The sequence below is a fragment of the Salmonella sp. NW1250 genome (assembly GCF_051812965.1).
Taxonomy (GTDB): domain Bacteria; phylum Pseudomonadota; class Gammaproteobacteria; order Enterobacterales; family Enterobacteriaceae; genus Salmonella; species Salmonella enterica.
Map to the genome: position 1 here is coordinate 1 of NZ_JAMNDD010000060.1, position 314 is coordinate 314.

Consider the following 314-nt stretch of genomic DNA (forward strand, 5'->3'; position numbering starts at 1 on the left):
TGCGGCTGCAGGAACTTATCCGCCACCAGCTTCGCGCCCACCGACAGCCCGAGGAAGATGGTGACGATATTAATCAGACCGTTCTGTACCGTGTCGCTCAGACGCTCCACCACCCCGCTTTCACGCATCAGATTGCCAAAGCAGAACATCCCCAGCAGCGGTGCGGCGTCCGGCAACAGCAGGGCCACCAGCATGAGCAGCACCACCGGGAAGAGGATTTTTTCCCGCTTGCTGACGGTGCGCAGCTGCACCATGCGGATTTTCCGCTCCGTCTCCGTGGTCAGCGCCTTCATAATCGGCGGCTGGATTAACGG

Annotated in this window: 1 protein-coding gene; it reads right to left on the reverse strand. The window is 60.5% G+C overall.

Features of this window, described 5'->3' with window-relative positions; all coding sequences use genetic code 11:
- Positions 1 to 314: sodium ion-translocating decarboxylase subunit beta (locus NBA72_RS24245; RefSeq protein ID WP_439005047.1), on the reverse strand; the 314-nt coding region annotated here is incomplete at both ends.